The following is a 6732-nucleotide window of genomic DNA, read 5'->3' on the forward strand; positions in this document are numbered from 1 at the left end:
TTACCTCCTTGAAGATCTTGCAGGTGCTTCATTTTGGTATCTCATCGATAATATCAACCCGATACCGATCATGTTCCCTAAAATCGAAGATCCTCCTTGGCTAATGAAAGGCAATGGGATCCCTGTTAAAGGAAGTAATCCGATGTTTGCTCCAATGTTCTCAAAGACATGGAACAGCAGCATCATGATCAAACCGCTTGCGATATAGGCGTAAAATTCATTATTCGTATCGAAACACACCCGAATCATACGATAAATCAAAATAAAATACAAGAAAATGACGAATGCACCACCGATAAAGCCGAAGTTTTCACCGATAACGGTAAAAATCATATCGGACTCACGAACAGGCACATAAATATTGCTTACATTGAATCCTTTACCAAACAAGCCACCGGTGCCGATTGCCAAAAGTCCTTGTGCCGGCTGATAACTCATCCCAGACGTATCATGGAAAGGATCCAGCCATGAATCAATACGTGCAAATTGATAAGATTTGAAACCAACTTTGTAAAGCAAGTCTCTTCCGCCTTCAGTCGTCACTAAGAAAATCGTTCCTGCACCAACGACTACTGCCAAGATCACTACAGGGGCGATGATACGCCAAGAGATCCCAGACATCAAGAATATCCCGCCGAAGATGGCAAGGAAGACGAGCATCGTTCCAAAGTCATCTTGAGCCATGATCAATGCTAATACCGGTATCGTCACGATCAAGAGCTTCCCAATCAGCCAAAAGTCCGATTTCATCGTCCGTTCTTTTACTTGCGTATTATGTTTGGTCACGATCAGCGCCATCATCAAGATATACGCGATCTTCATTAGCTCTGCTGGCTGGAAAGTGAACGCACCGAATCGGAACCAGTTTTTAGAACCTGTAGAATCGGCTAAATTCTTGTCATAGAATTCAAGTAAGAGTCCCATTACTACTAACCCCAAGCCATAAAGGTAAGGAGTCAGTTTCCAAATCCATTTGGAATTCAAATGCATGATGACGACGATTGCTGCCGCCCCAACTAAATACCAGACAACTTGCATCCCTACGCCTTTCAAGACTGCTGGATTGTTCGGATCATGGCTAAGTGCTACATATAATGAGAGCAGACCAATCAAACATAACAGAAAGACTGGTAAAATCACGCCATAATCAATACGATTATCGTTCGAAGCTTTTAATTTTTTTTCCATGTTTCATCCCTTTTCTTAAAAACCATACTGCTGATTATTATAGCGGTCCAGTTAGATAATGGAAAGTCTTTCCACAGACATTTGGGAAAAATTAACTTTCCATTTGTGCAGCTGCTTGAGCAAACGAAAGGCAAAAGCCTACTGCTTATCTTTAGTGTATCATAGAACTTTTTTTGATACATGCAATTATCTATCAGCTGAGATTCTCCTCGCTGTGAGAAGTTTCTGTGCTTTCATTGTATCGAAGGATCTCTTCAGCAATCTCTAACAGCTGATCAGAAACCAAATTGGTTCGTTGGATGAAATAAAAATACCGATGGAAATTCAACGGAATCATTGGCACGTCTTTTGGCACAGAGCGCTTAGATAAAATCGAGCGTCCGATGCCTTCCTTCAGCAACGCAACGATTACATCATTGCTTTTCACGATCATTTTCTTATCTTGGATGTTCATTTCTTCAAAATAACGTTGTGTGTAATGAAAAACGCCAGAATTTGCTTCTCTTACAAGCCACAATTTACTTTTTGGGTCCCCAGCAATGACTAGCTGGTCTTCCATCAAAGAGTACCTTTGTACACCGGAAGTCTCTAATGGCTTTTCGATAAAACCAAAATCGGATTCATGTTTCGCTACTTGTTCTAATGATTCATGTGAATTCGCGATCTCGATCTCAAAATGCACTTTAGGAAACCTTTTGATCAGATGTTTCATCAACTGAGGCAAAAGATAGACAGCAAATGTGTGGGAAGCAACGATCCGACAGACTTCTTCTTCATTTTGTTCATTGAGCAATTTTTGTTGGGTCTCTTCCCATTCTTCTAATAAAACCAGCGTCCGCTCGTATAATAAATCGGCTTGCTTAGTTGGAAGCATCTCTTTTCTGCCATTACGCTGAAAAAGATCAATATTCAACTCCCGCTCTAATTGTTTGATTTGATTCGAGACGGCTGGCTGAGATAAAAACAGTACTTCTGCTGCTCTAGAAAAATTTCTTGTTTCATATACTGCTCGAAAAGTCGTTAATAACTTAAACATGGCACCACTTCCATAACTTTTTATGATAATTACTATAAAAACTATTTGATTTAAATATACAAAAAACCATCTATAATAGAAATGTACAACAAAACAGTTGCTGATCCAACTAGTAACTCAGACAAGACAATCAGCTGTCTGCTTTGCTCGTAATCATACAGACCTATTCATTTTACAATGTATTCGTTCATCTTGGTACTAAAATCTATTAAATAAAAAGGAGAATATATATATGAAGAACTTTTTGAAAATTATTCCGATCCCAATCTGCGGGTTGATCCTTGGGTTAGCTTCCCTTGGAAATCTGTTTAAAGACTATCACCATGTCGCTTTAGGCAATCTAACTGGCGGTATCTCAATGATTCTTATGATATTCATTTTTGTTAAATTGTTTATCTTATTTGAGCATACGAAACAAACGTTGCATGATCCGATCATCGCCTCCGTTTCACCAACTTTTACGATGTCACTCATGGTTATTTGTACTTATTTTGTTTCATATGAAAGTATTGCACCGATTGTCAAATTCATTTGGTTGTGCGCAGTTATTTTCCAAGTGATACTGGTCTTTTATTTCAATTATCACCATGTCATCAAAGCTGATCTTTCTATTGAAGCAATTTATCCAAGCTGGTTTATCATTTATGTTGGGTTTGGGGTCATCACTGTAACTGCTGGGAACTTCTTCCCACTTATTGGAAAAATCTTCTTTTGGATTTCATTGGTCTGCTATGCGTTCTTATTGCCAATCATCATCAAACGCGTCTTTTTCGTAAGAAATATGGCTCATCCGACACGTCCGCTGATTACGATCGTTGCAGCACCTGGTTCTCTTTGCCTGACAGGTTACCTGAAAAACTTTGCAGAACCTAACTTTTATCTTGTCGTAGCGTTGTTCGTTTTATCTCAAGTATTGTATTTCGTTGTGCTGTCTATGCTGCCACGCTTGTTCAAGCTTCGTTTTTATCCAAGCTACGCAGCCTTTACATTCCCACTTGTTATCTCTGCAACAGCTCTATTTACTACTGTTCATTACTTCAACAGTTTAGGTATTTATAGTAGCGTATTAGATTTCTTAAAAATTGCGGAATGTCTGTTTGCAAGTGTAGTTGTCTTCTACGTGCTTGCTCATTACGTACGTTTCTTAACTAAAGAACATAGCAAACATGGAAAATTTGTTTCTAAAAAAATCCCTTCATAATTGATTCGATTGGCTGTGACAGAAGTGTTCAGCTTCAAGAAATAAGAAGGAATTTACGAAAATTGCTTCTCAAATTTTTGTAACATTTCGGCTTATTTCCGAAGAAGCTACTTCTGGAACACCGTTTATCAAGAGGTCGTGAAAAAGCCGCTTAGTTTCGAGTAGTAAGAAAAATTTTGTGAAAATGGCTTTCCACATTTTTGCATAAATTTGGCTTAATACCGAGAAACTGGCTTTTGAACACCGTTTATTCGAAACAAGAGGTTGTGACAAGACTTTTGTCACGACCTCTTATTCTTTTGTCAAAATACTGGTTTAGTGCTACTATGTTCGAGTATGCTTTTAGTATTTATTGACGAAAGGAACCAAACAAATGAAATCATTGTCACATCCAATAAAATCTGTAAAGGATTCAGCGGTCCGCGAGATTTTGCCCGGGTTACTGCTTTCTTTTGCCATCGCTGCCGTCAGCCGGCTTCTTGCTATTTATCTACCACAGTTAGGTGGAGCGACTATTGCTATTTTATTGGGTATTTTATTAGGAAATACTTTTTTTAAACAGCCTGTTCTAGCAATCGGCACAAAATTCGCTGAAAGCAAACTATTGGAATTCTCTGTTTTTTTACTAGGTGCAACTGTCACCGCTCAAACGATTGCTCAAATTGGTGTAAAAGGAATTGTTTTTGTGTTACTACAGATGTCAGTCACTATCATCGGTGCTTACTTGATTGGTAAGAAACTGCAATTCAGCGATACTTCTTCTTTGATGATGGCTGGAGGAAACGCTGTTTGTGGTTCTTCTGCTATTGCTTCGATCGCCCCTTCCATCCATGCAAAAGAGGAAGAAAAAGGACAGATCATCACACTGGTCAATCTACTAGGTACTGTGATGATGTTGACCCTCCCTTTTCTTGGATTACAGCTATTCGGCGGAAATCTCATTGAAAAAAGCGCACTTTTAGGTGGCACACTCCAATCTGTGGGTCAAGTAGTCGCTGGTGCAAGTTTACTTGACAGTTCTGTTGTCGAATTTGCCATGTTGTTTAAGATTCTACGTATCATGATGCTTGTTGTTGTTGTCTATTTGTTTGAAAAATTCATGCACAAGAAACAACCAGCTCTGTTTGAAACACCGACTGATACGCAGAAAAAACGAAAATTACCGCTTCCTTGGTATGTATTAGGGTTTGTGATTTTTTGTTTGGTCAACAGCTTGTTTTCTTTACCTGTAGTTATTGACCAATCGGCACATTTTATCAGTAGCTGGTTTGAGATCACTGCTTTAGCGGCAATTGGGCTGCGTTTAGACTTTGCAAAATTCATGAAAGAAGGTACACGTTTCTTATCTTACGGATTGGCTGTTGGGCTTCTCCAAACAGTGATGGCTTTACTATTTATTTGGCTGATTAAGCTTTAGAATAAACACGAAAAAACAGTTGTGATTCTCGCATGGAACAATGTTCGAATCACAACTGTTTTTTAATTTTGCAGATACCCTTCTAATAGCAACAATTGGCGTTTGATTTCGACTCCATCTGTTGCGTTTCCCATATATCCTGTCAGTTTTCCATTTTGCCCGATCACTCGATGACAAGGAATAACGATTGGCAATGGATTGGTTCGATTTGCCTGTCCAATCGCTCGCACAGCTTTCGGACTATCGACAGCAACGGCTACTTCTTTATACGTTCGGATTTCTCCATAAGGAATGGTCGACAAAGCTTTCCAGACATTTTGCTGAAAAGGCGTACCTCTCTTTATAGATAAAGGAACATCAAATTCTTTTCTTTTTCCCGCAAAATATTCTTCAAACTGTTCCTGTGTGCGCGTTAAAATTTGCTGATTCGCTGATTCGCTTTCTGAAATTGGCTGAAAAGATACAGCAGTCAACCCGGATTCATCTGCATCTAACCATAAAAAGCCGATAGGTGTGTGTATTTTCATTTTGTTTGCTCCTGGTCAACAGACTGGAACTTCCTCCTTTTTCTCTGTCCGAAACTACTTGGCAACTACTAAAAATTGTTCTTAAAAGTTTGATAAACCGAGGAAACATGGTAAACTAAATACGGTAGTTTACCAAAAGAATACCTGTTCTTTTACGTAAAATCAAATTTAAAAGGTGTTATTTAAGGTTTATTAAATTTTGAGTGTAAACCATATATAAACATACGATTGAAAGGATAGAAACGATGAAAGTATCAATTGTTGTCCCATGTTTCAATGAAGAAAAAACGGTTCCTCTTTTTTTTGATGAGGTTGAAAAATTCAAAGGTGCCCATGAGTTCGAATATTTATTTATTGACGATGGATCAAAAGACGGTACGTTAGCAGCAATCAAGAAGCTAGCTGCAGCTTATCCTTATGTCCGCTTTGTCTCATTTTCCAGAAATTTCGGGAAAGAAGCGGCTCTATACGCAGGATTACAAGCTTCTACAGGAGATTTAGTGACTGTTATGGATGTTGACTTGCAAGATCCGCCTGAACTGCTTCCTGAGATGATTGAACGAATCACTACTTCTGATATCGATTGTGTCGGCACCCGGCGTTCGACTCGTGAAGGTGAGCCTGCAATCCGCAGTTTCTTTGCGAAAAAATTCTACCAGTTGATCAATAAAATCAGCGATACAGAAATGGTCGATGGCGCTCGTGATTTCCGTTTGATGACCCGACAAATGGTGGATGCTGTCCTAGAACTAACAGAATACAACCGGTTTTCAAAAGGATTATTCAGTTGGGTCGGATTCAAAACAGAATATATTTCTTATGAAAACCGCGAACGTGTAGCTGGTGAAACATCTTGGTCCTTCTGGAAATTGTTCAACTACTCGATTGATGGTATCGTGAACTTCTCCGATGCGCCATTGACGATTGCTTCATTTATCGGCGCTTTGTCTTGTGTCGGTTCTGGTATTGCGATCTTGTTCATTATTTTGCGGGCATTGCTGTTTGGTGATCCTACATCAGGATGGCCTTCCATGGTCTCGATCTTCCTATTCATCGGCGGAATCCAACTGTTATGTCTTGGAATCATCGGGAAATATATCGGAAAAATCTTCTTAGAAACGAAACAACGTCCTGTTTATATTATTAGAGAAACAGAAAAAGTGAAGCCAAATGAATTGAAGCCTCACCAATAATATACGTCAAATGAAGTGAACATTTTTTTAAATGAAGAGGGACTGCGACAAAAATCTTGTCGCAGTCCCTCTTTCTGAACAAACGGTGTTCAAAAGCTTGCATCTGCGGTAATAAATCCAGCCAATTCAAAAACATGATAAGCTGTTTTTGCTTGGCTGTTCTTATTACT

General features: G+C 39.0%; 6 protein-coding genes. 3 read left to right on the forward strand and 3 right to left on the reverse strand.

Annotation, left to right across the window (positions count from 1 at the left end; translation table 11 throughout):
- Together HMPREF2988_RS08855 and HMPREF2988_RS08865 are read right to left on the reverse strand one after the other, a co-directional pair.
- Complete coding sequence (locus HMPREF2988_RS08855; RefSeq protein WP_002312069.1) at positions 1 to 1188, reverse strand: FtsW/RodA/SpoVE family cell cycle protein; 1188 nt, start codon at positions 1186 to 1188, stop codon at positions 1 to 3.
- A gap of 193 nt (positions 1189 to 1381) precedes the next feature.
- Positions 1382 to 2224, reverse strand: coding sequence for a LysR family transcriptional regulator (locus tag HMPREF2988_RS08865; protein ID WP_002314564.1), 843 nt, complete (start codon positions 2222 to 2224; stop codon positions 1382 to 1384).
- A 232-nt stretch (positions 2225 to 2456) separates the two neighbouring features.
- Between HMPREF2988_RS08865 and HMPREF2988_RS08870 the strand changes: the two genes are divergently transcribed.
- Positions 2457 to 3425, forward strand: coding sequence for a TDT family transporter (locus tag HMPREF2988_RS08870; RefSeq protein ID WP_002344550.1), 969 nt, complete (start codon positions 2457 to 2459; stop codon positions 3423 to 3425).
- 373 nt (positions 3426 to 3798) lie between these two features.
- Positions 3799 to 4842, forward strand: a complete 1044-nt coding sequence (locus HMPREF2988_RS08875) for a YeiH family protein (RefSeq protein WP_025477082.1) — start codon at positions 3799 to 3801, stop codon at positions 4840 to 4842.
- A 62-nt stretch (positions 4843 to 4904) separates the two neighbouring features.
- Here the strand turns inward: HMPREF2988_RS08875 and HMPREF2988_RS08880 are convergent, their stop codons facing one another.
- Complete coding sequence (locus HMPREF2988_RS08880) at positions 4905 to 5369, reverse strand: methylated-DNA--[protein]-cysteine S-methyltransferase (RefSeq protein ID WP_070770454.1); 465 nt, start codon at positions 5367 to 5369, stop codon at positions 4905 to 4907.
- A gap of 245 nt (positions 5370 to 5614) precedes the next feature.
- On the opposite strand from HMPREF2988_RS08880, the gene HMPREF2988_RS08885 reads away from it, so the two are divergent.
- Positions 5615 to 6562, forward strand: a complete 948-nt coding sequence (locus HMPREF2988_RS08885; protein WP_002340968.1) for a glycosyltransferase family 2 protein — start codon at positions 5615 to 5617, stop codon at positions 6560 to 6562.
- The last annotated feature ends 170 nt before the right edge of the window (positions 6563 to 6732 follow it).

The sequence above is a fragment of the Enterococcus sp. HMSC061C05 genome (genome assembly GCF_001814765.1).
Classification (GTDB): Bacteria; Bacillota; Bacilli; order Lactobacillales; family Enterococcaceae; genus Enterococcus_B; species Enterococcus_B lactis.

Excerpts from the sequence above, each read along its gene's own strand:
- HMPREF2988_RS08855 (WP_002312069.1), bottom strand. The coding sequence starts at position 1,188 with ATGGAAAAAAAATTAAAAGCTTCGAACGATAATCGTATTGATTATGGC.
- HMPREF2988_RS08865 (WP_002314564.1), bottom strand. The coding sequence starts at position 2,224 with ATGTTTAAGTTATTAACGACTTTTCGAGCAGTATATGAAACAAGAAAT.
- HMPREF2988_RS08870 (WP_002344550.1), top strand. The coding sequence starts at position 2,457 with ATGAAGAACTTTTTGAAAATTATTCCGATCCCAATCTGCGGGTTGATC.
- HMPREF2988_RS08875 (WP_025477082.1), top strand. The coding sequence starts at position 3,799 with ATGAAATCATTGTCACATCCAATAAAATCTGTAAAGGATTCAGCGGTC.
- HMPREF2988_RS08880 (WP_070770454.1), bottom strand. The coding sequence starts at position 5,369 with ATGAAAATACACACACCTATCGGCTTTTTATGGTTAGATGCAGATGAA.
- HMPREF2988_RS08885 (WP_002340968.1), top strand. The coding sequence starts at position 5,615 with ATGAAAGTATCAATTGTTGTCCCATGTTTCAATGAAGAAAAAACGGTT.